The sequence below is a fragment of the Exiguobacterium sp. s101 genome (assembly GCF_018617835.1).
In the GTDB taxonomy this organism is placed as follows: domain Bacteria; phylum Bacillota; class Bacilli; order Exiguobacteriales; family Exiguobacteriaceae; genus Exiguobacterium; species Exiguobacterium marinum.
In genome coordinates this window covers 142,410-168,689 of record NZ_JACSKX010000004.1, presented here as the reverse complement: position 1 = coordinate 168,689, position 26,280 = coordinate 142,410, and the positions used below count along the sequence as shown (strand labels likewise).

General features: G+C 44.2%; 25 protein-coding genes and 2 tRNA genes. 21 read left to right on the top strand and 6 right to left on the bottom strand.

Going from position 1 to position 26,280, the window contains the following annotated elements:
• Positions 1–141: 141 nt before the first annotated feature.
• The 3 genes from KNO76_RS05555 to KNO76_RS05545 form a co-directional block, all read right to left on the bottom strand.
• Positions 142–312 carry a DUF1427 family protein gene (locus tag KNO76_RS05555; protein ID WP_034770979.1) on the bottom strand — a complete coding sequence of 57 codons (171 nt, stop codon included), beginning with the start codon at positions 310–312 and terminating at the stop codon, positions 142–144.
• 93 nt (positions 313–405) lie between these two features.
• Complete coding sequence (locus KNO76_RS05550) at positions 406–2,571, bottom strand: RNA degradosome polyphosphate kinase (RefSeq protein ID WP_214883380.1); 2,166 nt, start codon at positions 2,569–2,571, stop codon at positions 406–408.
• Between the two features lie 2 nt (positions 2,572–2,573).
• Entirely contained in the window at positions 2,574–4,103 is a 1,530-nt protein-coding gene (locus KNO76_RS05545) for a Ppx/GppA family phosphatase (RefSeq protein ID WP_214883377.1), read from the bottom strand.
• Positions 4,104–4,290: 187 nt separating this feature from the next.
• Here KNO76_RS05545 and KNO76_RS05540 point away from each other — a divergent pair, with 187 nt between their 5' ends.
• From KNO76_RS05540 to KNO76_RS05525, 4 genes are read left to right on the top strand one after another with little or no spacing between them, the layout of a single operon-like run.
• Positions 4,291–5,052, top strand: coding sequence for a metal ABC transporter ATP-binding protein (locus KNO76_RS05540; protein ID WP_026825690.1), 762 nt, complete (start codon positions 4,291–4,293; stop codon positions 5,050–5,052).
• The gene (locus KNO76_RS05535) at positions 5,049–5,906 is read left to right on the top strand and encodes a metal ABC transporter permease (RefSeq protein WP_214883374.1); all 858 of its coding nucleotides are present in this window, start codon (positions 5,049–5,051) and stop codon (positions 5,904–5,906) included. Before KNO76_RS05540 ends, KNO76_RS05535 begins: the two co-directional genes overlap by 4 nt.
• Positions 5,899–6,324: a Fur family transcriptional regulator gene (locus KNO76_RS05530; RefSeq protein WP_214883371.1), complete on the top strand. Its 426-nt coding sequence runs from the start codon at positions 5,899–5,901 to the stop codon at positions 6,322–6,324. Before KNO76_RS05535 ends, KNO76_RS05530 begins: the two co-directional genes overlap by 8 nt.
• Before the next feature lie 36 nt (positions 6,325–6,360).
• Positions 6,361–7,749, top strand: coding sequence for an NAD(P)H-hydrate dehydratase (locus KNO76_RS05525; protein WP_214883368.1), 1,389 nt, complete (start codon positions 6,361–6,363; stop codon positions 7,747–7,749).
• Positions 7,750–7,781: 32 nt separating this feature from the next.
• Here KNO76_RS05525 and KNO76_RS05520 read toward each other — a convergent pair whose 3' ends face one another.
• Together KNO76_RS05520 and ispG are read right to left on the bottom strand one after the other, a co-directional pair.
• On the bottom strand, positions 7,782–8,366 hold the full coding sequence (locus tag KNO76_RS05520; RefSeq protein WP_026825694.1) for a hypothetical protein: 585 nt from the start codon (positions 8,364–8,366) through the stop codon (positions 7,782–7,784).
• A 75-nt stretch (positions 8,367–8,441) separates the two neighbouring features.
• The gene (gene ispG, locus KNO76_RS05515; RefSeq protein ID WP_026825695.1) at positions 8,442–9,563 is read right to left on the bottom strand and encodes a flavodoxin-dependent (E)-4-hydroxy-3-methylbut-2-enyl-diphosphate synthase; all 1,122 of its coding nucleotides are present in this window, start codon (positions 9,561–9,563) and stop codon (positions 8,442–8,444) included.
• A gap of 255 nt (positions 9,564–9,818) precedes the next feature.
• Between ispG and KNO76_RS14015 the strand changes: the two genes are divergently transcribed.
• The 4 genes from KNO76_RS14015 (at position 9,819) to KNO76_RS14000 (ending at position 11,476) form a co-directional block, all read left to right on the top strand.
• Positions 9,819–10,004 carry a hypothetical protein gene (locus KNO76_RS14015; protein ID WP_251127901.1) on the top strand — a complete coding sequence of 62 codons (186 nt, stop codon included), beginning with the start codon at positions 9,819–9,821 and terminating at the stop codon, positions 10,002–10,004.
• Positions 10,005–10,067: 63 nt separating this feature from the next.
• Positions 10,068–10,454, top strand: coding sequence for a hypothetical protein (locus KNO76_RS14010; RefSeq protein WP_251127900.1), 387 nt, complete (start codon positions 10,068–10,070; stop codon positions 10,452–10,454).
• Between the two features lie 48 nt (positions 10,455–10,502).
• On the top strand, positions 10,503–11,297 hold the full coding sequence (locus tag KNO76_RS14005) for a methyl-accepting chemotaxis protein (RefSeq protein WP_251127899.1): 795 nt from the start codon (positions 10,503–10,505) through the stop codon (positions 11,295–11,297).
• Positions 11,297–11,476: a hypothetical protein gene (locus KNO76_RS14000; protein WP_251129035.1), complete on the top strand. Its 180-nt coding sequence runs from the start codon at positions 11,297–11,299 to the stop codon at positions 11,474–11,476. The genes KNO76_RS14005 and KNO76_RS14000 overlap by 1 nt, the downstream gene beginning before the upstream one ends.
• A 14-nt stretch (positions 11,477–11,490) precedes the next feature.
• Here the strand turns inward: KNO76_RS14000 and KNO76_RS05505 are convergent, their stop codons facing one another.
• A complete protein-coding gene (locus KNO76_RS05505; RefSeq protein WP_214701842.1) occupies positions 11,491–11,949 on the bottom strand; it encodes a hypothetical protein in 459 nt (152 codons plus the stop codon).
• Positions 11,950–12,128: 179 nt separating this feature from the next.
• Here KNO76_RS05505 and KNO76_RS05500 point away from each other — a divergent pair, with 179 nt between their 5' ends.
• The 13 genes from KNO76_RS05500 to KNO76_RS05440 all read left to right on the top strand — a co-directional run bounded on the left by KNO76_RS05500 (position 12,129) and on the right by KNO76_RS05440 (position 26,198).
• Complete coding sequence (locus KNO76_RS05500; RefSeq protein ID WP_214701844.1) at positions 12,129–13,772, top strand: Na/Pi cotransporter family protein; 1,644 nt, start codon at positions 12,129–12,131, stop codon at positions 13,770–13,772.
• A 107-nt stretch (positions 13,773–13,879) separates the two neighbouring features.
• Positions 13,880–13,953, top strand: a tRNA-Met gene (locus tag KNO76_RS05495).
• A gap of 7 nt (positions 13,954–13,960) precedes the next feature.
• Positions 13,961–14,034, top strand: a tRNA-Ile gene (locus KNO76_RS05490).
• Positions 14,035–14,148: 114 nt separating this feature from the next.
• Positions 14,149–15,621, top strand: coding sequence for an alpha-amylase (locus KNO76_RS05485; RefSeq protein WP_214883365.1), 1,473 nt, complete (start codon positions 14,149–14,151; stop codon positions 15,619–15,621).
• Between the two features lie 84 nt (positions 15,622–15,705).
• Complete coding sequence (locus tag KNO76_RS05480; protein WP_026825700.1) at positions 15,706–16,314, top strand: superoxide dismutase; 609 nt, start codon at positions 15,706–15,708, stop codon at positions 16,312–16,314.
• A 157-nt stretch (positions 16,315–16,471) separates the two neighbouring features.
• A complete protein-coding gene (locus tag KNO76_RS05475; protein ID WP_214883361.1) occupies positions 16,472–18,535 on the top strand; it encodes a peptidoglycan D,D-transpeptidase FtsI family protein in 2,064 nt (687 codons plus the stop codon).
• Between the two features lie 153 nt (positions 18,536–18,688).
• Positions 18,689–19,624 (top strand): PstS family phosphate ABC transporter substrate-binding protein, encoded by a 936-nt coding sequence (locus KNO76_RS05470; RefSeq protein ID WP_034770981.1) that lies wholly within the window; start codon positions 18,689–18,691, stop codon positions 19,622–19,624.
• Positions 19,625–19,708: 84 nt separating this feature from the next.
• Positions 19,709–20,653: a phosphate ABC transporter permease subunit PstC gene (pstC, locus tag KNO76_RS05465; protein ID WP_214699012.1), complete on the top strand. Its 945-nt coding sequence runs from the start codon at positions 19,709–19,711 to the stop codon at positions 20,651–20,653.
• Position 20,654: 1 nt separating this feature from the next.
• Positions 20,655–21,566: a phosphate ABC transporter permease PstA gene (gene pstA, locus KNO76_RS05460; RefSeq protein WP_034770985.1), complete on the top strand. Its 912-nt coding sequence runs from the start codon at positions 20,655–20,657 to the stop codon at positions 21,564–21,566.
• A 101-nt stretch (positions 21,567–21,667) separates the two neighbouring features.
• The gene (pstB, locus tag KNO76_RS05455) at positions 21,668–22,438 is read left to right on the top strand and encodes a phosphate ABC transporter ATP-binding protein PstB (protein ID WP_235181876.1); all 771 of its coding nucleotides are present in this window, start codon (positions 21,668–21,670) and stop codon (positions 22,436–22,438) included.
• Positions 22,439–22,454: 16 nt separating this feature from the next.
• The gene (gene phoU, locus KNO76_RS05450) at positions 22,455–23,117 is read left to right on the top strand and encodes a phosphate signaling complex protein PhoU (protein WP_034770988.1); all 663 of its coding nucleotides are present in this window, start codon (positions 22,455–22,457) and stop codon (positions 23,115–23,117) included.
• A 115-nt stretch (positions 23,118–23,232) separates the two neighbouring features.
• Complete coding sequence (locus KNO76_RS05445) at positions 23,233–23,982, top strand: DUF4912 domain-containing protein (protein WP_214883358.1); 750 nt, start codon at positions 23,233–23,235, stop codon at positions 23,980–23,982.
• A 14-nt stretch (positions 23,983–23,996) separates the two neighbouring features.
• A complete protein-coding gene (locus tag KNO76_RS05440) occupies positions 23,997–26,198 on the top strand; it encodes a 1,4-alpha-glucan branching protein domain-containing protein (protein WP_214701851.1) in 2,202 nt (733 codons plus the stop codon).
• Positions 26,199–26,280: the final 82 nt, after the last annotated feature.

Sequence of the window (26,280 nt, the reverse complement as noted above, 5' to 3'; positions counted from 1 at the left end):
ACTGTCTACATAGCATTTCTTCAATTTTATGGGGGCAGAACGCCTCAAGAAACCGGGAACCACAAAAAAGGACGAACCAGGTCGCAAGACGCGACCTGGTTCGTCAACAAGCTGATGTCCCTTTTTGAGGGACATTTTTTTTTAGAATGGCCAGTTTGCCATAGCGAATTGATAGACTTTCATTCCAAGGAAGACCCCGAAGATGCCGACAACTCCTGGTAATACCGGTGGTGCCGGAAGTGGCAGTTTGAGTGCTGTAAAAATAGCACCGCAAATCAAACCAGCGAGTAATGATAGTAAAATTTCTTGCATGTATAATTCCTCCGTTTCTTTTATTGAAAGCGCTTTATAACGACGTAACCGAATTCATTATACAATGACTTTCTTCTTTTGAGAAGTCTAACATCAGTCATCTGTCATTTTCTCGTTTTCAGATCGCAGACGGAGGACTTCACGTTCGGCCCAATTTGAAGGTTCCCGCTCAAAGACGCTTGGAATGTTATTCCAACGACCACCTGTATATTGATGAATGATTATTTGTGACTGGATCTCTTCTTCTTTGGCCTCTCCTTTCACATATACATATCGTCCGTCAGAACGCTGTCTTCTTGCCTTAACGTTATCGACGAGTTGAAGAGCCATCATGTCTTTGATATACGTCTTGTGCGATGTATTCAGGATAGGGAAGAGAATCTCAATCCGCTTCTTCATATTACGGGTCATCCAGTCAGCTGAAGAACAGTACAAGTCTTCTTTGCCATTTTGATAGAAATAAAAGATTCGTGAGTGTTCGAGATAGCGATCGATAATGGAAATGACTCGAATGTTTTCAGAGACACCTTTGATTCCTGGCCGCAAGCAACAAATTCCACGTATAATCAAATCGATTTTTACTCCTGCAGAGGAAGCATCATATAGTTTAGTGATGATAGCTCGATCTGTTATCGAATTCATCTTAGCGACAATTCGTCCATTGCCATACTTCTCATGTAATTTAATCTCTTCTTCAATCTTATTGAGGAAAAAATCTTTCATATCATCGGGAGATGTCTCAAATTGATGCCAGGACGGTCTTTCGCCATAACCGGACAACCAGTTGAAAAAGTTTGTGGCATCCTCAGCGAGTTCCTCATTTGTCGTGAGGAGCCCAACATCGGTATACAATTTTGCTGTAGAGTCATTATAGTTACCTGTTCCGAGGTGGACGAAGCGCTGCAATACTCCTCCTTCTAAGATTCGAACGACGAGTGTGATTTTAGAATGCGTTTTGAGTTCTTTATAACCGTAAATCACGTGAGCCCCGGCTTTTTCGAGTTGCTTCGCCCATTGAATATTTTTCTCTTCATCGAAGCGCGCCTTCAATTCAACGAGAACGGTCACTTGCTTCCCGCTTTCTGCAGCATCGGTCAACGCTTTGATGATTGGGGAGTCCCCAGAGACTCGGTATAGTGTCTGTTTGATGGCTAACACATTCGGGTCTTTTGCAGCTTGAGCGATAAATCGGACGATCGGATCAAATGAGTGATACGGGTGATGAAGCAGATAATCCTGTTTGGCGATGCTTTGGAATAAATCTTTTCCGGATTCTAGACCTTCGGGGATAAAGGGAATCAATGTCTCATTGATCATATCATCGTATTCCATCCCGATTTGGCTGTATATACCGAATAAAAAGGTCAGGTCGATTGGACCATCGACGATGAAAATGTCACGGTCGTGTAAATCGAGGACATCTTGTAGCATGAACAACAATTCTTTTCGTAATGAACGTTGTTGCACTTCGAGTCGGATGCCAACCCCATAACGTCGTTTTTTCAGTTCTTTTTCGATTTGTTTCAAGACGTCGCGACTGTCTTCCTCATGGAACGGCATATCAGCATTACGGGTAATTCGGAATGGCATCGTTGATTCGACGACGAATCCTTTGAAGAGCGAGTCGATAAATTGAATGATTAAATCTTCTAGTAAAACCAAATCTGTATGTTCCTCATCATCGGTAGGCAGTTCCAAATAACGAGGAAGAACAGATGGAACTTGAACGAGGGCGAGTCGTTTCTTTCCTTCGCTGTTTGAAGCGATTTCGACGGCGATATTCAACGATTTTGATAAAAGCATTGGAAACGGCCGATAGGCATCAATTGCAATCGGAGTGAGGACCGGAAAAACATGTGTGCGAAAATACTCTTTCACAAATTCCTGCTGTGTCTTGTTCAAATGTTTCGTGCGTAAAAAGCGGACATTCTGGTTAGATAGCTGTTTCGTGATTTTTTTATAGGTCGCATATTGGGTCTCGACGAGTCCCTGTGCTCGCATCGAAATCGACTTAATTTGTTGTTTCGGAGTAAGTCCCGTCTTATCTTCTGGACGGTTAAACCCGGCGAGTACCTCATCCTTTAATCCACCGACACGCACCATATAAAATTCGTCAAGATTTGAGCTGAAGATCGCTAAAAATTTTAAACGCTCCATTAGCGGATTTCGCTCGTCCATCGCCTCTTCTAGAACACGTTCATTGAAATCGAGCCAGCTGAGTTCACGGTTGTTGAAATGGTCATACGTATAGTCGGACATGTTTATTCCTCCTCACTTATAACGATCTCAATCGATTGGTCGATCGCGCGTTCTAAATGCTTTTTATGTCGTGTACTTCGTTGCAACTCAAAACGAGCAGACCCATTCGTATCAAGAGAGAGTATAAGTCCGTCTTTTGACCTAGAAACATGTAGTTCGGTGACGATTTGGCGTTCGGTCAAATCGAAGGCATCGACGAGCTTTACAATGGAACCGAGCAATTCAAGACTCTTTAACAACTTTTGATCAAACCACTTCGGAAATGCTTCGATATGTTGCTCTAATACTCGTTTTGATTTAAATGATGTGACGAGAGCAAGGGCGAGACGGTCCTCGTTGTTTAGCCCTTTAAAATCGTTTGTAGTGATTAAATGGAACGTGTGGTCGCTCTTGTTGTTATGATCGATATACTCTCCGACATAAGCGAGGCGACAGGACCCTTCAAGAAGCCCTGGTTCGAACGGTTTCGGTTTAATCACTTTCTCTTCAATCAATCCGGTATACAATTGACGGGCCAAGCGAATCAAGTGTTGATGGCGGGTGGGGTTCACATCATATTGTTTTTCAAAATGTCGGAAGCTCTCTTCTTTGACGTCGGCGAAACGGACTTTGTCGTGCTCATGTAAATAGTTTTCATAGAAGAGGCCTTCACGAAGCCCATTGTTACTCATCGTAAATTCAGGAACTTTCAAATATTTTGCTAGTTCTCCGATTGCTGTGACAGCAGGTGCGATGATGTCGACGCGGTCTTTAGAGAGTCCGTCCAAGCGTCCAAGTTGCTTACTCGACATTCCGACGAGCTCGTCTACAACTTCCTCAAGTTGATCAGCAGAGATTGTATATTGATGAATTCCTTCAAGTGGAAAGTGAGATAGGGTCTGTTCAACACGAACTAAGTTTCGAGCTGTCCCACCAACACCGACAAGTGGGGCGCCATGAGGTTCCAACCATTCAATTTCTTTAAATGCTTTCTTCAAGTATGAAATCAATGCCTTACGTTCGTCTTTCGTCATTGTATCGTCTTTCATAAATTGTTTTGTCAATGTGACGGCACCGAACGGGAAGCTGTGATAAAAGACGAGCTCTCGGTTCTGAAAATAGGTGACTTCCATTGATCCCCCGCCAATATCGACCGAGTAGCCATCTTCAACATAGGTCGAATTGACAATGGCTGAGTATCCGTAATACGCTTCTTCATAATCACTTAACAAACGGATGGTCATGTCAGTAGATAGCTTTACTTGTTGTAAAATTTCATCCGAATTATTAGCGTTCCGAATGGCAGCCGTCGCCACAGGGACTACATCGGTAACGGTGTGATAATCGTTTAATTCCTTAAAATGACGTAATGTATCGATGAGCGCAGCGATTCCTTCATCTGTCATTTCATTCGAATCATTAATATGACTGGATAAACGAGCGACCTCTTTCACGTTCAAACGCTCAAAGTATTGTCCTTCCTCGTTGACTTCAAAAATGACGTTCCGGATCGAGTTGGACCCGATATCAATGACTGCAAGTTTCTTTTCCATAAAACCATCCCCTTCATACTAATAGTGTAATCGACAAGCTTTTGAACGAACATATGATTTACGTGAATTTTAACATTTCGCTGAGGGGGAAACCGGTCTTGCTTGAAGACATGTCTAATATTTTGTATAATACAAACGCCTAGGAAGTAGAAATGATTACGATTTATCAAATGAGAGAAGGGATTAGATGACAAAATCCGTCGTCAAATTAAACGATGTGTCTTATTTCTATGATGGGACACCGGCCTTACAACACGTATCGATTGATATTCGACAAGGGGACTTTGTCGCAATCGTTGGAGAAAACGGTTCTGGGAAGTCGACCTTGATTCGAACCATTCTTGGTTTACTAAACCCACAACAAGGGTCTGTCGAACTTTTTGGCAAGCCAATCTCGCAGTTTAAAGACAAGTCTCGTATCAGTTACGTTTCCCAAAAAGCGGCCTCGTTTAACTCGGGATTCCCGGTTACGGTGGAAGAGGTCGTAGCAATGGGAAGATATGGTCGCCTTGGTTTATTCAAACGTCTCAAAATAGAAGATCAAGCAGCGATTCAAAATGCTCTTGAAACGGTAAATATGTGGCAGTTTCGCCATCGTAAAATTGGAGAATTATCAGGTGGGCAGCAACAACGGGTCTTCATCGCACGGGCGATGGTTAACCAGCCCGATCTATTGATTCTCGATGAACCGACCGTTGGTGTCGACCAAAAGCATCTACAGGATTTTTATGAAGTATTGCATATGCTCAGAGAACATACGACGTGTACATTCGTACTCGTCACACACGATTTGAACGTTGTGACGGACCTCGTCACGAAAGTCGTCCATCTTGATCATGGAAAATTGGCGTGCAATTGTGGTTTAAGGGAATATAGTGAGCTCGGTGAACTGGCATCATCCATCAAACCATATCCTGTCAAAGTTCTCATTCACGAGGGTACAAGATGATTGCAGATCTCTGGACATATAGTTTTTTACGTTATGCGTTCATCGCGGCACTTGTCATCGGCTTCACTGCTCCTTTAATTGGTTCATTTGTTGTGGTCAGACGAATGAGCTTGATTGCCGATGCACTGTCACACATAACCCTTGCCGGTATTTCATTTAGCTTATTTCTTGGACAATATATTGCCTTGTTTGCTAGGCTAAACCCGCTTTATATGGGTACGTTAATTTCGGTGCTAGCGGCACTTGGGCTCAATTGGTTGCGCGGGAAATATATTCACTTTCAAGAACTGTCTATTCCAATTATGATGTCTGCAGGGATGGGACTCAGTGCAATCTTCATATCGCTCTCTAGAGGCTTCTCTATTGATTTATCATCACTCTTATTCGGATCGATTTCTGCAGTGAGCCAATCTGATATATCATTGATTGTTGGTGTAGCAGTTGTGACCTTAGTTGTCATTATCATCTTTTATAAGCAACTGTTGTTTTTGTCATTTGATGAAGAGCAAGCAAAAGTCTCTGGACTGCCAAGTACGATGCTCCACACGCTGTTCATGTTCATCGTTGCGCTTGTCATTGCTGTGAGCATGCGAATTGTCGGTACGCTCCTCGTCTCTAGCTTGATTACCCTACCGGTCGCAGCTGCGTTACGTTTCACCTCAAGCTTCAAACAGACGATTCTTTGGTCCGTCATCTTTGGAGAGGTCGCGACAATCGGTGGACTTGTCCTCGCCTATGACCTCGATGTCGCACCAGGTGGGGTAATCGTGTTGATTGCTGTCAGCATTCTTGCCATCGTTATGTTACTTGAAAAAGTGATAAGTTTCAGGAAAAAGGAGGTATATCATGAATGAGATAGAAAGACTGGACCGACTTCGTTCGTCCTCTTTAAAAGTCACACCGAAACGTCTGGAAATGTATGCCTATCTCTCTGAAGAAGACCGCTATATCAGTGCGAAGGAAGTGCTTGAATATATGCGGGATAAGCATCCGACGATGAGTTTTGATACAGTCTATCGGAATCTCAAATCGTTTGTTGAAGAAGGTTTACTCGAAGCGACAGAGCTAGACGGGGAAAAGTCGTTCCGTGTCACGTGTAGTGCGAACTACCACCATCATCATTTGATTTGTCGAAATTGTGGGAAGACGAAGCTACTCGATTTGTGTCCAATGAGATTCGTAGAAACGCTCGATCCTGAATTTGAAGTGGTCGACCATAAGTTTGAGATATATGGGTATTGTAAAGAATGTAAGCAAAAGGGATTGAATTGATTCAATTCCTTTTTTGTATCGAAAGGGGGGCTTCAAATGATTTATACAGCTGCAGAAATCAAACAGATTGATCAAACCGCTACTCAAAACGGGATGCCTGAGTCGGTATTGATGGAACGGGCGGCCTCGGCAATCGTGCCTAAACTTCCAATCGAATCGCATTCAACCATATTGGTGGTGTGTGGTACCGGAAACAATGGAGGGGATGGTTGGGTCGTCGCAAGAGAGCTCGCCGTAAAAGGACATGAGGTGAGTGTATGGTTACCACTTGGTGATAGTAAATCAGAGGCAGCTTCGACACACGCGGCATATGCGTCTTCGCTCGTTCGTGTGATTGACCAACCTATAGCAACGGATATTGTCATTGATGCTCTTTTCGGAGTCGGACTGTCTGGTCCCGTGACTGGAAAAGCAAGAGACGTGATTGAATGGGTGAACCAACAAATGGCAACCGTCTTATCGATTGACCTTCCTTCAGGAATACCGAGTGACCATGCACGTGAGTTTGATGGTCTGGCGATTCAGGCAACACGCACATATTGTTTGCACGGATACAAACGTACTGCGTTTTTAAATCGTACGTCGACATATTACGGACAGATTGAACGAATTGATATTGGATTACCGCATACATCGGATTGGAGGGTGTTGACCGAATCCGATTTCAATCGGTCATTATTGGAACGGGACCGATTTAGTCATAAAACAGACTATGGGCACGGTATACTTATCGGTGGAAGTCGTCATTTGTTAGGCGCACCATTTTTAGGAGGTCGTGCTGCGATTCGTTCGGGGATTGGTTTATTAAATCTCTCCATCCCACGAGAAGCAAGCCCGTTCATTTCAACATTGCCTGAAGCGATGTACAATCAACATTCGGATGTTCTAGAGCAATCATATGATGCGATTGCAATTGGTCCCGGTATGGTGGAAGGTGAGTGGATGGATACCATCTGGCAACAAGTGAAGCACCAGTCTTGTCCCATTATTGTCGATGCGGGTGCGCTCTCGACGAGACGTTTAGAAACACGAGGTCCGCTCATCTTAACGCCTCATCCTGGCGAATTTTCCAGACTGACCAATCAATCGGTTGAAGAAATCGAAGGGGACCGTTTCGCTGTGGCCAGCGAGTTCGCGAAACAACATCGAGTTCATTTGATTTTAAAAGGCACGTATACCCTCATCGTCACACCTGATGGGAAAGGTGCCGTCAATACCGTAGAAGCGTCTGCTTTAGCGAAAGGTGGGAGTGGAGACATATTGACGGGAATCTTACTTGCGCTCTGGTCAAGAAAAGGTGAGCTTCAATCTCCTAGTGAGCAAGCTGTATTGTGGCATGCGCTCGCCGCCAAATCGATTAGTCGAACGATACACCCCGCAAGTGTACTAGCAAGCGATGTAATCGAAGAGCTCGGACGAATTTAAAAAGGCAATCCCGATTGCGTCGGGATTGCCTTTTAACGTTGCTGTAGAACGATTTGTTTCTCTATTTGTGCGACATGATGGTGCGCCTCGCGCCATGTCGAAATGCGGGTCACGCCCTCTGGTAACGTCTTACGATTATAAGGGGCATCGAATAGGAGTACCGGGATTGATGTTTCTTCATGAATCGAGATTGCATTTTCATATCGATCTTCCATAAACAGTTCGAGTGACAAGTCTTTGACGACATTGATTTTATCATGGGAACCGGTCATGACCAACGAATCGAGCGGAAGGCGATGCTGTTTGATCCATTCTTCCGTAACCGGTCGCACGGCCTCACTTCTGGCAGTGACGTAATGCAGATGATGTTGTCGCTTTAGCTCCCATAACACATTAAGCACATCGGAGTGCGGAAGGGAACGGCGGTAAATCGCTTCTTCATGCCCCTCTTCAATCATAAACTTCCAAAATTCATGTTGCTCCATTGTTGTATACGTATGCAACTCGTACTCGGTCGCACGATGATAATCAATCGAATAACCGAGTGATTCATTCATATATAGGAAACAACTTTTAGGATCTGTAACGGTTCCGTCCAAATCAATGCCGATTCGCATCTCATCACTCCTCCTCACATGCCCTCTATTCTATCAAAAACCCGTACGGTTGCAACCGTACGGGAATGAGATTTGTTAATTTGATTGATTTGCGAGTTCCTGTTCTTCGCGCTCACGTTCAGCCATTTTTTCAGCGGCGATGGCATCGATTTCTTTTTTCAATTCTTCGACCATCGTCGCTTCAGGCACTTTACGGATAATCTTTCCGTGACGGAAGAGGAGACCTTCGTTACGTGCGCCAGCGATTCCGATATCGGCTTCACGAGCCTCACCCGGACCGTTTACCGCACATCCGAGAACGGCCACTTTAATATTGACGTTAATATTTTGAATGTAATCTTCTACTTCTTTTGCAATCGAAATCAAATCGATTTCAATTCGCCCACACGTTGGGCAAGAAATTAGAGTCGCGGCATTCGCTGCAAGCCCGAACGACTTGAGTACTTCTTTTGCAACTTTTACCTCTTCTACTGGATCATCTGAAAGCGAGACCCGAACAGTTGAGCCGATACCGAGTGAGAGGATAGCGCCGAGTCCGGCCGCTGATTTGAGTGAGCCAGAGAAGAGCGGGCCAGACTCTGTGATTCCGACATGGAGTGGATAGTCGAATGTCTTCGCAGCGAGCGTGTACGCTTCGAGTGCGAGATTCACGTCAGACGCTTTGAGCGAGATGATCGTGTTGTAGAATCCGAGGTCCTCGAGAATCTTGACGTGGTGCATGGCACTTTCAACCATTCCTTGGGCAGTCGGATAACCATACTTTTCAAGGAATTGTTTTTCTAATGAGCCAGCGTTGACACCAATCCGAATTGGAATCCCTTTTGCTTTTGCTGCGTTTACGACAGCTTCTACTTTCTCACGGCGACCAATGTTACCCGGGTTGATGCGAATTTTATCGACGCCACTTTCAATCGCTTTTAAGGCAAGCTTGTAATCGAAGTGAATATCGACGACGAGCGGGATGTTGATGCGGCTCTTGATTTCAGCTAATGCGTCAGCTGCACGTTCGTCTGGACATGCCACGCGAACGACTTGGCAACCAGCTTCTTCAAGACGTTTGATTTCGGCGACTGTCGCCTCGACGTCATGTGTTTTCGTTGTGGTCATAGATTGGATAATGACTTCGTTAGATCCCCCGATAATCAAGTTACCGACACGAATCGGACGTGTTAATGAACGATGCAAAATTTCTGACATATACGTAATCTCCTTCTTTTGGAAAGAATCCAATCGATTTAAGATGATAAGGTTTCTTCATTATCATAACGAAAAGAATGTGAAAAAGCATCTAGGATGCGTAACGGATGTGTGCTCTTTACAAACCATAACGTTATCTTAACATCTACTTCATAATTTTCCACCGTCTCAAGACCGATATATAGGCCAGATTATAAAAAGAGGTGGCACACGTGAAGTGGAATTTCAAACGACATCTAATCAAAAAAGCCAGAAATGAAACCAAGAGAAAATAAACGTCTAAAAATGGCACACCGTCTTCAATGGACACTGATGCCAATCGTCCTTCTTATCCTCATCGTCACATTTAGTTGGTTCGCACTAAAATCTGAACAACTGTGGTCAGCGGAGATTGAGCAACGTCTCCTGCGAGAAGTCACGGTTATGCGAGAATCAATTTAGACCTCATACAGTGCCTATGTCGCTAACGAGAAACAATTGAATCGTTCACTGAAGTCTACCTATATGCAACAAGCATCGATCTTATCGGGAGATGAGATGGATGCGGCTCAATTTTTAGTGAATGAGCAGTCGGTCGTGCAATTGACAGGGAAGAAAGGAATAACGGCAGACAGTTCTATAGAAGATATCTTTGAGAATTCTAAATCGGAAGTGATAGAAACAGAGCGATTATTAATTGCTTCCGTACCGATTCCTGAACTGAAAGCAGATTACGTTCTTGTCGTCACGAAAGAATCTGTTCTCGGTTCGATGAGTGAGTTACGGAGGCATATCGTTTACATCTTATTGATTGCGATGATTGGGATGACCTTTATGTTTACACGGTTCATTCACCGTGAAGTAAAGTCATTAAGTGTTCTAGCCAATTCGTTACGTCGCGCTGTCGAGTAGCGCCGATTCGACGATGTAATGCTTGGAGCAAAGTCAAAGGAAATACATATGTTAGAAACGGAATTCAATGCGTTCATTCATCTGTGGAATCAATCGATGACAATGATGGGGAAAACTGCAATAGCATTTAATAAGAGCTTGCCAGTCTTCAAACAAGAGCTATTGAACAGTCACCATCAAGTGGAACAGTTTAGAGAAATCGCAGCCACTGTAGAGTCTACGAGTCACTCTTATCAATGTGTGACGAGCGGGTCTTCATCTAAAATGAGAGAAGTGACACAACAAATTGAAGTGCTCGAACAACAAATTACAAGTGTGGATGAACGAGGGAATCGATTAAAATCAATTTTACATGAAGAGCTTGAAACATTCTCTGCAGTGAAAGAAGTCAGTGCCTATGTCGAGCGTCAAGTTGAGTCTATTCAGCAAAAGCTTATGGAAAGTGAAGTGAACTCTTCAAAGGCAGATGAAGCGCTAAAGAGTATCCTCTCCGTCTCGACAGCGACAAAAATGCTGTCATTAAACGCATCAATCGAGGCGGCACGAGCTGGAGAACACGGCAAAGGATTTGCGGTCGTTGCGAATGAAGTGGGCAACTTGGCCAAAATGACAAATGAGGCAACGCTTCTAGCGGTCAGTGCCATTGAAGCGCTGAACATAGAACGAACAGACTTGCTATCTGAAGTCAATGACTTCATTGGGGAGATTCACCTTCTAAAAGATGCCGTCGATCATGTCGAGACTGGTATCGAGACGATTGATTACGAGATTAAAGTTCAGCTAGACGAGTTTCAGGAAATTACTGTCATACCTCTAGTACAGGGGAGCGGCTCGTTCAATTGATGGAATCGAATGAGAAGTTACGAGAAATCAGTTCATTGCTTGAGCGGAAATTGAGTGATTTAAATGAAGGGGTAGATCGTTGGTCGAATGTTCAACGCTCACTACAAGATGCTGGCACGAACTTAGGAGACCAAAGTGAGGCGCTGAATCAAACACTTGAGGAATTGTCACCGACATAAACAACGTCGAGCGTTCAAGAGGACGCCCGACGTTGTTTTTTTTGTGGCACTTTCGTCAGAGGATAGATAACATACCCTAATCCAATAATCAAACCAATAACTATGAAATTTGAATTGATATGATACAACGTGACTAACAGAACAGTCGGCACAAGAGTCGTCGACACGGCATATGGCCAAGATTGACGATAGGGTAACATATTTTTTGAATAGATTTTCGTAAACAATTGGACGAATAAAGCAGTGATGGATACCCAAATCAAATAGAAAAAGAAGATTGCGAAGCCGTGTAAAAATAGCCACATCGGAATAAAAAAGTCAGGACGAATTACTAAAAAATCTAACGTAGTGATGACAAGCGTCAGAATAAAAGCTGCGCCCATATAAGCATGTAGTGGCGCAAGACGAAGTCGTAACACTTGTTTTGAAGGGACTAGACTTGAGCGGAGAAACGTGAAAATCGTGGATAACATATAAAAACTCCAATCTGTTATATTACAAAGACTCATAAATAGACAATTTTGGTACAGCGTTTTAATAAAACTTTTACATAAAACGTGTTTACATGAAGTTGCCGATGAAGGCATAATGAGTAGGGCATTAAAAACCAAGCAAATCCAACCAATTCTTAATTAAAAGGAGTACAAAAATCGTGGAATACAATTTGCAAGAAATGTTATTCATGTTTTTTGGAGGTCTAGGGATCTTCCTCTTCGGGATCAAATCGATGGGAGACGGACTCCAAAAGTCTGCAGGGAATCGCCTGCGAGACATCCTTGATAAGTATACAACGAATCCTTTCCTCGGTGTACTCGCCGGGATTATCGTTACAGTATTGATTCAATCTTCTTCAGGTACTACCGTTATTACGGTCGGGCTGGTCAGTGCTGGCTTCATGACGCTTCGTCAAGCAATTGGAGTCATCATGGGTGCAAACATCGGTACAACGGTCACGGCATTCATTATCGGATTCGATGTCGGTGAATATTCGCTTCCGATGATTGCAATCGGTGCAGTCCTGCTCTTCTTCTTTAAGAAAGAACGTTTTCAACACCTTGGACAAGTCATCTTTGGTCTTGGGGCACTTTTCTACGGTCTTGAGTTGATGGGAGACGGGATGCGTCCACTTCGTTCAAGTGAGTATTTCATCGACTTGACACAATCTATGAGTGACAATCCGTTCCTCGGAGTCATCGTCGGTACAGTATTTACTTTCATTGTACAATCATCTTCCGCAACAATTGGTATCTTACAAGAGCTATATGCTGGAGGGTCAATCGACTTAGACGCTGCACTTCCAGTATTGTTCGGTGATAACATCGGAACAACAATCACAGCGATTCTCGCATCAATCGGTGCGTCAGTTGCCGCACGACGTGCAGCAGCAGCGCACGTCATCTTCAACTTGATTGGTACGACAATCTTCATGATTTTGTTAATTCCTTTTACAAATTATATTTATTGGATTACAGACTTCTTAGCAATTGAAGACAAGATGCAAATTGCATTCGCACACGGTACGTTCAACTTTGCCAATACATTCATTCAGTTCTGGTTCATTGGTTCGATTGCTTGGCTTGTGACGAAAATGGTTCCTGGCGAAGATTCAATCGTTGACACGAAAGCGCAACACTTAGATCCAATCTTCATTCAACAGTCACCATCGATTGCCGTAGAACAAGCAAAATATGAAGTCATCCGCATGGGAGATTTCGCAAAACTTGGTCTTGATGAAGCGCGTAACTATTTGACTACAGGCGACAAAAAACACTCTGAAAAGTCAGCTCATATCGAAGAAGCGTTAAATTCGTTAAATGCCAAAATTACTGATTATCTCGTGAAATTGGCCGCAGTTGATTTGACAGAACAAGAATCACAAGAGCACAAGACACTCATGCATGCAATCAACGACATCGAACGCATTGGTGATCATGTTGAAAACATCATTGAGTTAATCGATTATAAGACAGCTACGAAAGTCACACTGTCGGCTGATGCTCAAAAAGAATTGACTGAAATGTATGACCTTACACGTGAAACGTTAGAGAAATCACTTCAAACGTTGGCGAGCAGTGATATGGTCGAGGCACGTAAAGTCATTGAAATGGAAGCGAAGCTTGATATGCTCGAGCGTCAATTCCGTAAAAACCACGTCGTCCGCTTGAACAAAGGGACTTGTGATGGACAAGCAGGTATGTTCTTCGTTGATATGCTCTCAAACCTTGAGCGAATCGGTGACCATGCGATGAATATCACAGAAATCACACTAGAAGATGCAAACGAAGTAACCGTATAAGAACTGGGCACTCCAAATGAATTTTTGGAGTGCTTTTTTCTGTTCGGTAAGGAATTTCCCTTGACACTCTAAAATATATTCAGTATATTATTACTGTATAACAACATGGCGGTGTAGCTCAGCTGGCTAGAGCGTACGGTTCATACCCGTGAGGTCGTGGGTTCGACTCCCTCCGCCGCTATTTATAAGGACCCTTAGCTCAGCTGGTTAGAGCAGACGGCTCATAACCGTCCGGTCGTAGGTTCAAGTCCTACAGGGTCCATTTTCCAACAACTTTCATTTTGTGAAAGTTGTTTTTTTGTTTTCAATCTAAAAATCGTGGGTAAATACTCGTTAGCATTTTGTTTTTTGAAAAATATGAAATGAGGCGAACAAAATGGAACGAAATCACACCATGATGCAGTTTTTTGAATGGCATGTTGAGGCAGACCAAAAACATTGGAAGCGATTAAAAGAGAGAGCAGAAGACTTAAATAAAGCTGGAATCACGGCCCTTTGGTTACCACCTGTTACGAAGGGACAAAGTGGTGAGGACACTGGTTATGGTGTTTATGACTTATACGATTTAGGAGAATTTAATCAAAAAGGGTCAATCGCCACGAAATATGGAACGAAACAAGAACTACTCGAAGCAACAGCGTATTGTCAACAAGAGTTAGGTATGCAAATTTATATGGATGTGGTCATGAACCATAAAGCAGGCGCGGATGCAACCGAGAACTTTGAAGTATTAGAAGTCGATTCGAACGACCGAACAAAAGTATTGTCAGATGAGCCGTTTGAAATTGAAGGTTGGACGAAGTTTGATTATGAAGCCCGAGACGGGAAATATTCGAATTTCAAATGGGACTACACTCATTTTAACGGAACTGATTATGATGCGGCGACTGACCGTTCTGGTATTTACTTCATCGTTGGAGAGAATAAGCGGTGGAATGATAACGTTGATGACGAATTCGGTGTTTATGATTATCTCATGTTCGCAAATATCGATTATCACCACCCAGATGTGCGTGAGGAAGTGTTGAACTGGGGTAAATGGTTCATCGAGGAAACAAAATGTGACGGATTCCGTTTGGACGCAATTAAGCATATCAACTATGATTTTGTGAAAGAGTTCAGCCAAACGATGCGAGAAGAGAAGGGGGATGAATTCTATTTAGTCGGGGAGTTTTGGAAATCAGACCTCGATGCGTGTCGAGCATTCCTTGATAACATCGATTATCACGTCGACTTGTTCGATGTTCCCCTTCATTACAATTTGCATCGCGCATCGCAAGAAGGGGCTTCATTTGATATGCGAACGATTTTTGATGACACACTCGTTCAGTCACACCCCCTTCATGCGGTGACATTCGTGGATAATCACGATTCCCAGCCTGAGGAGGCGCTTGAATCGTGGGTAGAAGAATGGTTTAAACAAATCGCTTATGGTCTCGTCTTGCTTCGTAAAGATGGATATCCTTGTGTCTTCTATGGAGATTACTACGGTATTGACGGACCACACCCGACTGATGGCATGAAACTTGCTATTAACACGCTCTTATATGCTCGTCGTGAAAAAGCTTACGGCGATCAGGACGATTACTTCGATGAGTCGAATGTCATTGGATGGGTTCGCCATGGGGCAGAAGAGATTGAACGTTCAGGATGCGCCGTTCTCATTTCAAATTCCGATGAGGCTGAAAAGAGAATGTTCGTTGGTGAAGAGCGCTCTGGAGAAACATGGGTCGATTTGACGAATACCTTAGAGGACAAAATTGAGATTGATGATGAAGGATTTGGGGTATTTAAAGTGGCGGCGGGGTCTATTTCTGTCTGGGCGTTACCGGAAGAAGATGTCGAGTGAAGCATTAGAATTGAGTAGACCGTCACATATCTGTTACATTTAAGACGAACGTTGTTCAAAACACTTTTAAGGGGGATTTTAGTAATGGCTAAATTTGAATTACCAAAACTTGATTACGCATATGATGCACTCGAACCACACATTGATGCTCGCACGATGGAAATCCACCACACAAAACATCACAACACTTACGTCACAAACGTAAACAATGCACTCGAAGGGAAAGATGTAGAGTACTCTTCACTCGAAGACTTACTCCAAAAAATCGATTCACTTCCTGCTGACATTCAAACTGCTGTCCGTAACAACGGTGGCGGTCATTGGAACCATTCATTTTTCTGGAAGCTCTTGAAGAAAAATGAGAATGGTACGCCGTCTGGAGACCTGGCTTCTGCAATCGACGAGTCGTTCGGTAGCTTTGACGCATTCAAAGATGAGTTCACAAAAGCTGCAACAACTCGCTTCGGTTCAGGCTGGGCATGGCTCGTCGTGAAAAACGGGAAACTTGAAGTGACGTCTACACCTAACCAAGACTCACCGATCATGGAAGGCGTCTCGCCAATTCTTGGCCTTGACGTTTGGGAACACGCTTACTACTTGAACTATCAAAACCGTCGTCCTGACTACATCAATGCATTCTTCCATGTCATCGACTGGGATTATGTCGCGAAATTGTACGCTGACGCAAAATAAGTTGTTCTTACCTGGGACTCTTACATGAGTCCCGGGTTTTTTTGTGCTTTTCATTATTTTGTAAACAAATTATGATATAGTGAAAATCGGACAAAATGACAGATTATACTGTTCTCTATAATATAGAAGGAATCGATTGTGGAAGGAGTTAACGGACTTGGCTAAAAATCGTGTGAAAGTGCTGAAGAAACGGCGAAACCACTTACCGTTACGCTTGAATTTACTATTTTTTATCGTCTTCATTCTATTTGCGACCCTTATTTTTCGGTTAGGGGTCGTTCAAATCGTGAACGGGGAATTGATTGCTCGAGAAGTACAGAAAACGGAGTCGAGTAAAATCAAGTATGAGGTACCGCGAGGAAAGATTTACGACCGTAACGGTCAAGTGCTTGCGGATACGATTTCGAATTACTCGGTCATGTATCGCCGCTCGCAAGTGACGAAAACGGATGAACGGTTAGATGTTGCAAAAAAATTGGCAGAGATTGTCGATATTCCGAAAGAAGATCGTAAAATGACCGAGCGTGACCGCAAAGACTACTGGATTGCAACGAATCCGGAGTTAGCGCAAGAGCGCACTCAATCCTTGTTGGAGGCGTTATCGGAAGAGGAACGGGCGGCATTGTCTAACCAAGACGTGGATCGCCTTTTGCTTGACTCGATCACAGAAGAAGAAATCACGTTTGATGATGCGATAGAAGAAATCATCGCCATCAAGCACAATATGGAAAGCGGCTATGCATTAGACCCACAGGTCATCAAAATCGGAGCAAGTCCGAAAGAGATGGCGGTCATCGAAGAAAACCTAGAACGATTGCCAGGTGTTAGCGTTGAGCCATATTATCAACGTGACTATCCGTTCGATGAGACGTTCAAGAGCTTTTTAGGAAGTTACCGTCAAATACCGGCTGAGCAACGTGCTTCCTACCAAGCGAAAGGTTATGGGTTGAATGATCGGGTCGGAACATCTTATTTGGAACAACGATATGAAGACGTCCTTCGTGGAACGCCAGCATACGATGTGTTCACGACTTACAAAGGGGAACCAGTCGGTGAACCGACACGAGTCAGCGGAAACCCAGGGAAAGATATCGTGTTATCAACTGACATCGAATTCCAAAAAGAAATCGACGAGATTTTGAAGAAGGCTATTCGAGCAGGACGTTCTGGAAGTCCTCACTTTGATCGGGCTTTTGCTGTTGTCATGAATCCTAAAACTGGAGCACTTCTTGCATTGTCAGGACAGGAACTTGATTTAGAGACGAACGAATTTAAGGACGTTTCGACCGGAACGGTGCTGCGTGCCAGCCAAATTGGGTCAACTATTAAAGGGGCGACGGTCGCCTATGGATTTGAAGAAGGTGTCGTCAAACCAGGTGAATATATTTATGATGCTCCGATTCGAATCGGATCGTCCGTCAAAGCCTCATATCGGAACATGGGGAACATCAACGACTTAGATGCACTCGCAATGTCATCGAACATCTATATGTTCCAAATTGCATTACGTTTGGCTGACTATTACTCGACAGGTCAAATCGTCGGAGAAAATGTCACACAAGCATTTGAAACGATGGAACATTATTATAAACAGTTTGGCCTCGGAGTCGAGACTGGAATTGACTTACCGTTTGAATCTACCGGATTTCGTAGCATCCCGGACCGTGTCACACTTCTTATGGATATGTCGATCGGGCAGTATATTTCCTACACGCCGATTCAATTGGCACAGTATACGTCCGCTCTAGCAAATGGTGGTTATCGTGTACAACCGCACTTGCTTAAAGAAATCATTGAGCCTGGTTCGCTTGATGAAAATAACAAGCAAGTCGTCAGCACGTTCCAACCAAATGCGTTAAATAAAGTCGATATTCAAGATGAGTACATTCAGCGAGTTCGCGAAGGATTTCGTCAAGGTGTTGAATCTTCATCAGGTTCATCTCGTATCTTGCAGCAGACAGGTATGACGGCTGCAGGTAAAACAGGTACAGCCCAGGCCATCGCTGAAGGTGAAGACGGTCAGGCGAAACGAAACGCCAGCGGGGAGCCGATTAAGACGCTGAACTCCAACCATGTTGGTTGGGCACCGTTTGATGACCCAGAAATTGCTTGGGCCATCATCATGCCTGGACTTGAGGCAGAGGGAATCAACACGCGTGTCGCTCATGACATCATGAAAGCTTACTTTGATTTAGAAGATGTGAATGCAATGCTTCAATGAAAGGGGTCACTTCGGTGACTTCTTTTTTTGTCTTTACAATTCTTTTACGTTCCGTTTATTTCTCGTTAATAGAAGTTCATTAGGATATTAATTGTAGGACATAACAACAGATCCACAACAAAAATCAAAGCAAACTCAAGGAGGACGTCACAAATGTCTTGGATGAAAAAATCAGCTGTACTCGCTTCAATCACTTCGGTCGCACTCGTAGGTGCTGCCTGTGGGAATAATGAAGAAGGTGGAGCTGCTGAAGGCGATGCGCTCTCAGGAAAAGTCGTCATGGACGGATCGTCAACTGTATTCCCAATCATGGAAGCAGTCGCAGAAGAATATTCAGCCGAACAACCGGAAGTTGAAGTGACGGTCGGTGTCTCTGGTACAGGTGGGGGCTTCAAACGTTTCGTGACGGGAGAGACAGACTTCTCAAACGCATCACGTGAAATCAAAGATGAAGAAGCAGCTGAAGCTGAGAAAAATGGTGTGGAATTCACACAACTTTCAGTCGCGCTTGATGGTCTATCACTCGTTGTAAACCCGGCAAACGATTGGGCACAAGATATCACGATTGAAGAATTGAAAAAAATGTGGACAGACACAAGCGTGAAAACGTGGAAAGATGTTCGCTCTGACTGGCCAGATGAAGAGATTTCATTCTTCGCACCAGGTAAGGATTCAGGTACGTATGATTTCTTCGACGAAAAAGTTCTTGATGAAGTCGATATTCGCCAAGACGCACAATTGTCGGAAGATGACAACGTACTCGTAACGGGTGTCGCAGGCACGGAAGGTGCAATCGGATTCTTCGGATTCGCTTACTACCTTGAAAACCAAGATACACTCCGTGCATTGAAAGTTGAAGGTGTAGAACCGACACACGATACAATCAACGATTTGTCATACCCGCTCTCACGTGAAATCTTCACGTACGTCAACAACGCATCATTGAAAGATAAAGAGCAAGTGGCTGATTTCGCACGCTTCATGAACGAAAACGCTGCTGATCTATCTGAAGAAGTTGGTTACGTGAAAATGGAGCAAGAACGTTACGATGAGAATATGAAAATGATTGATGAGATTGCTGGTGAATGATATTGACAGATGGCAGAAGGTGAGAGCTACTCTCGCCTTCTCGCCATGCTTTCTAGTATGAAGAGGTAGGGAGCGATACACGAGATGAACGAACAAAACAAAGAGCTCTCGATTCGAGAGATGATACAACAAAATAAACAAAAGAAATTCAGTACGACGAACGTGTTTGATAAAATCATGCCGTTCTTATTATTCTTGAGCGCATTCGTATCAGTCGTCACGACAATCGGTATAGCGTTCACGCTTGGTTTTGAACTGTTCAAGTTCTTTGAACGAGTGCCTGTCGCTGAATTTTTAGGGACGACAGAGTGGTACCCGCTTAGTGCAGATCAGCGCTTCGGGGTATGGGCACTTGTGATGGGGACACTCCAAATTACTGTAATTGCGATGCTTGTTGCGGTCCCGCTCGGATTGGCGTCAGCGATTTATTTAAGTGAGTACGCCTCAGAGCGAGCACGCCGGGTGTTAAAGCCGATTTTAGAAGTGTTGGCCGGTGTACCGACCATCGTCTTCGGCTTCTTCGCCTTATCATTCATCACACCAATTTTGCAATCACTTATTCCAGGACTTCAAATTTACAACGCTCTAAGCCCGGGGATTGTAGTCGGAATCATGATTATTCCGATGATTGCTTCCATCTCTGAAGATGCGATGAGTGCTGTTCCGAAGAAAATTCGAGATGGTGCGCTCGGTTTAGGTGCGACACGTCTTGAAGTGGCGACGAAAGTCGTCATGCCTGCAGCGACGTCAGGAATCATTGCCTCGATCGTTCTTGGAATGAGTCGTGCGATTGGTGAGACGATGATTGTGACCATTGCTGGTGGTTCGCAGCCAAACTTTGAGTTCAATCCGCTCAATGCGATTCAAACGATGACAGCTTACATCGTTCAAATCGCTAAAGGTGATGCAGGGTACGGCACAATTGAATATTACAGTATCTATGCGGTCGGTGCGTTGTTGTTCGTCTTCACTCTCTTGATGAACTTGCTCGCAAACTGGGTGACGCGCCGCTTCAGAGAGGAGTATTAAGATGGCTTTACCGAATAGTGAGTTCAAGAATAAAAAGAACCTGATGAATCGTGAAACGGTGTCTGAGCGAATCAAGCGTCGTTTACAACTGAATGAAATATTTAAGTATATCTTTTTGGCAGGGCTCGTCTTTGCGTTAGTCGTTCTGTCGACTTTGATTTATGACATCGTTTCGAAAGGGGCGGGGTGGGTCGACCTCGACTTCTTACGTAACTTCCCGTCACGTCGTCCCGAACAGGCTGGGCTATACCCCGCATTGATTGGCTCATTATGGTTGATGTTTCTCATCGTACCGATGGTGTTTATCATCGGCGTCGGTGCGGCAATCTACCTCGAAGAGTACGCACCAAAAAATCGTATGACTTCATTTATTGAAGTCAACATCTCGAATCTGGCTGGTGTACCTTCGATCGTCTTCGGATTGCTCGGTTTGACGATTTTCGTCCGCGTCATGGAATTGGGTAACTCTGTTATCGCTGGTGCCCTTACCCTAGGTCTCATGAGTTTGCCAATCGTCATCGTGGCATCACAGGAAGCGCTTCGATCAGTCAAAATGGAGTTACGCCACGCTTCTTTAGCACTTGGAGCATCAAAATGGCAGACGACGTTCAATGTCGTCTTACCATCGGCGCTACCAGGAATCATTACAGGGATTATCCTAGCTGTATCTCGTGCGATTGGTGAGACGGCACCATTGATCATGGTCGGTGCTGCCACGTTTATTTCAACAACACCTAGTGGCATTTTCTCTGACTTCACAGCGTTACCGATTCAGATTTATAACTGGACGAGCCGACCGCAAGCGGAATTCCAAAACTTGGCCGCAGCTGGAATCATCGTACTGATGACAATGCTCATTGCGATGAACTCGGTTGCAATTTATATCCGAAACAAATATACGAATCGACATTGAGTCGTTTTTGCAGATGAATGAGGAGGAAGCTCGAGATGATGAAACAACAAGAGCTCAATAAAGGAGATCAAAACGTGAACACAACTACGACAGAACCGACAATGACTGAGATGAAAAAAGATAGCGCTTATGTCGTCAACAATTTGAACTTGTGGTACGGAGAAGACCAAGCATTGATTGACGTCAACCTCGACATTAAACAGAATGAAGTTACGGCAATCATCGGACCGTCTGGATGTGGGAAATCGACATTCATTAAAACGTTGAACCGTATGGTCGAGCTCGTCCCGTCGGTTCGAACAAATGGTGAGATTCTGTATCACGGGAAAAACATTTTTGACCGCGGCTACAGAGTGGAAGATTTGCGTACATCTGTCGGGATGGTGTTTCAACAACCGAACCCGTTCCCAAAATCCGTTTATGACAACGTGGCATATGGTCCCCGTACGCACGGAATCAAAAATAAGAAAGTGCTAGATGAAATTGTCGAACGTTCGCTTCGCGGTGCTGCCATTTGGGATGAAGTAAAAGACCGTTTGAATGAGAATGCGTACGGTCTTTCTGGTGGACAACAGCAACGTCTCTGTATTGCTCGTACGTTGGCGATTGAGCCTGACGTTATTTTGATGGACGAGCCAACGTCAGCCCTTGATCCGATCTCTACGTTAAAAGTAGAAGAGTTAGTTCAGGAGTTAAAAGAGCAATATTCCATCATTATCGTGACGCATAACATGCAACAAGCTGCCCGTGTTTCAGATAAAACGGCATTCTTCTTGAATGGAGAAGTTGTCGAGTTCGATATAACAGATAAGATTTTCTCGAATCCATCTGACAAACGGACGGAAGACTATATTTCTGGCCGTTTCGGTTAAGGAGGAGACTAGATTGATGGCACAAAATCGTACATTTTTTGATATAAAGTTAACAGAGTTAGAAGATAAAGTAGTTCATTTGGCGAACTTGACGATGCGCCAAACGGCAACGGCAATCGAAGTGTTAGAAAAACATGATCTTGAATTGGCAAAAACCGTAATCGACAATGATAACGAGCTAGACGATTTAGAGTTAGCAATCAACGACGAAGCGATTCTATTGATTGCAAAGCAACAACCAGTTGCAACTGACTTACGCCGTCTAATTGTAACGATGAAGTCAGCCACTGATTTGGAGCGAATTGCGGATTATGCGACGAATATTGCTAAAGCAGTGACACGAATCGAGCATGTTCCGTATGTACATGACATCCAACCGCTTAAGCAGATGGCTGAACAGTTGATCGACATGCTTGAACTTGCGACTCGTGCATATCGGAAGGGTGAAGTGAGTCGTGTTCGTGAACTCAATGAAATGGACCGTGTGATTGACGAAATCAATTTGACGGTGATCAAACAATACATCGGTTCTCTTCCGGCTATGACGGTCGGTACGAATGATGTGTATGAATTCTCGAACATCGCTCGATACCTCGAACGCATGGGCGATCATGTGACAAACTTCGGAGAGCATTTGATTTTCCTTGAAAAAGGGAAACATTATGATTTGAACCAATAAGATTAGTGGTAAAGAACAACAAGACTGTTGTTCTTTATTTTTTTGGGCAGGAAAAGCAATCCAAAAAGCGAATAATAGTCTACATGGATTTTTACATGAAGGGAGCCTAACAGAGATGGAAGAGAAAATCGTATCCTTGAAACAACAAGGTTTTACGTTAAAACAGATTGCGGCAGAACTAGACGTCCCCATTGGCAAAGTCCAATACGCATGGCGAAAATGGAGAAATCAGCACCAAGAATCGGAGGACGTTATCCCTGTGAAACAAAAAAGCGACAAGAAAAAAGAAAAGACGTCCGTAACGGCATCACACAAACAAGTAGCATCAGCGAAAGAATCGGTTGATGTGAAGGCTTCACCACTCCTTGAGAAAGGTCCTGAAGGATACTGGCAGTTACCAGACCGATATAATGTAGACTTTTTACATGCAGTCGTCCAGTCTCCGAACTCAGTATATGTGTGCTGGGAAGTATCTGATTTGGTGAAAAAAACGTTAGAGCTTCAGTTCATGAGACGATGGGAAGAATTGCCGAAAGCGTTCCGTATATTAGATGTGACGTTGCTTGATTACGCTAGCGGGCACACGAACCGGTCCTACACGTTTGACCTCCCTGAGATGACGAATAGTTGGTTCGTTCGTCCTCTCGATCCAAATACGACATATGTGTTCGAATTTGGAATCCGCACGATGGAAGGGGAGTTTTTACCGATTACGGCATCGACACCGCTTGATACGCCACGGGCAGAACCAGCCGGTGTTGGACGATTCGCAGAACCAGTAAGGCGTTGGCAATACAGAGAAGTTGATTCTCCAGAGTTATTGAATACATTACCAAAATATGCGGCATACCGTTTCGTACGTTAAGGAGGACTCTATACATGAAACCAGGATACTTTTCACTCGTCCTTCATGCTCATTTACCGTACGTTAGGCATGAAGAAAAACACCGTTTAGAGGAAAGATGGGTGTACGAGGCCATATCAGAGACTTATATCCCAATCCTTTGGCAAGTCGATCGATTGAAGCGTCCGTTACATTGGACAGTTAGTATTTCACCGCCTGTAGTAGAAATGCTTGCTGACCCACTCATTCAAGACCGCTACGCCGAGCATTTGGATGAAATGCTTGATTTGATTGCTTTAGAGCTCTCAGAAGGAAGAACGGATGCAGAGACGGCAACGCTTCAGTTTTATAGACAACGTTATCAAGACTTGAAAAACACGTTCCTTCATTGGAATAAAAACTTGAATGAGGCGTTCCGTACATATCGTGAGGCGGGCTATATTGATATGGTCACGTGTACAGCGACTCATGGATTCAACCCGCATCTGTTTACGGAGCAGGCTGCCCGAGCAGAAATCCGGACTGGCCTTAATTGTTTCGAACGTCATTATGGGTTCCGCCCTACAGGTATTTGGTTGCCGGAGTGTGCCTATACACCAGGAGTAGACCGGATTCTATATGAAGAAGGGGTGCGGTACACGTTCGTCGATGAGCATGCCTTACTAGAGGCTGATCCGACTCCTGACAAAGGGATTGGCGCGCCTGTTTATTCTCCGCATGGGGTCGCATTGTTCCCACGAGATCAAATCATCTCGGGTAAAATTTGGAGTTCGATGATTGGATACCCGGGTCATCCAGACTATCGTGAATTTTATCGTGATTTGGCCTATGATCGAGATTGGGACTATATTCAATCATTCATGCACCCTGAAGGTATTCGGTTTGATACGGGATTAAAAATGCATCGAATCACGGGCGACACGGATCAAAAAGATTTCTATGTCCGCGACTGGGCGGAACATCAAATTGAGAATCATGCGATGGATTTTGCGAAAACACTCGAATCACATCTTGAAGCCCATGGTGCTCAAACGTTCCCACCATTTTTAGTGACAGCACCGTTCGATGCGGAGTTGTTCGGTCATTGGTGGTTCGAAGGACCGGAATTTCTAGGGAAAGTGGCAGAGCGCCTTGTGGAATTTGGGATTGAGACCATCACACCGGCGATGTTCCTCGAACGTCACTTCAAAGATTTACAGACAGTTCACGTGTCGATGAATACGTGGGGGCGCAAAGGATACGGTGAAGTGTGGATCAATGAACGAAATGAATGGATGCTTCGCCACCTTCATATGATGGAGATGCAACTCGTAAAAGATGTGGCTGATTATCGCGGAAAATCTGATTTAACAAATCGTGCATTGAAACAATTGATTCGCCATTATGTGTTGGCTGTGTCGAGTGACTGGGCATTTATTTTAGATGGACAAACGACGGCACAGTACGCTGCTGAACGCTTCCGAGAACATACACGACTGTTTGCCGAACTTGAAACGGCGCTCTATCAGGATGAGCTCTCGGATCAATTGCTAAATGAACACTTCGCGGCCTACCCGTTCCTTCAAGACGGTGATATCGACATCGACTCATTCTTGTCACCCCATGATTATTACGTGACGACAGAGCGTGAACAAGAGAAGCCGGCAATCCTGCTGCTTACTCCCGAATATCACGGTCATATCGTCGGAGGACTTGGAAAGCGGGTCGTTGATGAGGTCGAAGCGAGAGCGAACGAAGGTGAAATCGTATACGTGTTGACACCATACCACGATGAGTTACCGGCGTATGAGCGGCATGGGAACATACATGTGTATCGAGTGAGCCCGACTAGTACATTTTTAGAACATGTCATGAATCAGGTGGCCACGCAAAATATTGCGTATGTCAAACTAGTTCATGAATTGGCGAAACGGATCTCTTTCAAAGTGGTTCATCACTTTGATTGGATGACGATTCCTGCGGCAAGAGAACTTGCGCAATCCCTTTCGCTTCCGTTATACTCAACTATGTTGTCCTTCGAAGCGACACGCAATCCACACGGGCATGGTGGTTTATTCGATGCGATTCATCGCATTGAGAACAGTGTGTTCCCTGAAGCGGAGTGCGTTTATGTCGGTGAAGAGATTTCAATCCATGACTTGAAGCAATGGTACAAGGTGAGTGAGAATGTCAATACTTGCCTGCCTCTTGAATCTTCTCCGTATGGACAGAAACCAATGAAAAAGAACGTGAAATAACCTTGCTTTTTCAAAAGAAACTTGGTAGGATAATTGAGTATGCTTAGACTGTAAAGCAAAAGCACTTGATACAACATCATTG